Source organism: Seonamhaeicola marinus, assembly GCF_008085455.1.
Genome location: NZ_VSDQ01000902.1, coordinates 1 through 403, shown reverse-complemented (window position 1 = coordinate 403; position 403 = coordinate 1). Strand labels below are relative to the sequence as shown.

The following is a 403-nucleotide window of genomic DNA, read 5'->3' as shown; positions in this document are numbered from 1 at the left end:
CAACTTTAATTACGCCCATTATTTTATAAAAAATACATACTTATAAGGGCTAAAATAGGTTGATTTTGTGTAATTTTCTTTTGTAAAACTATTTTTTAATAAAATTTTAAAAAATATAGCTTTACTTATGTAATAACAATATAAAAACAAGCTTGTTTTCATTTGTTTTTTTAAAGTTTTTAAATGAAAAAATTCACGTATTTTTGGCTCTTATTTGATAGAAAAACATTTTACAATGTCTGAGGAAAGAAAACCACTCAATTTTATTGAGCAAATTATAGAAGAAGATTTAGCTAACGGAATGTCTAAAAACACATTACGTTTTAGGTTTCCACCAGAACCAAATGGCTATTTGCACATTGGGCACACTAAAGCAATTGGCATAAGTTTTGGTTTAGGCGAA

At 26.1% G+C, this 403-nt stretch carries 1 protein-coding gene; it reads left to right on the top strand.

Going from position 1 to position 403, the window contains the following annotated elements:
- Positions 1 to 235 precede the first annotated feature (235 nt).
- Positions 236 to 403: glutamate--tRNA ligase family protein (locus FUA24_RS24725; protein ID WP_148546099.1), on the top strand; the 168-nt coding region annotated here is incomplete at its 3' end.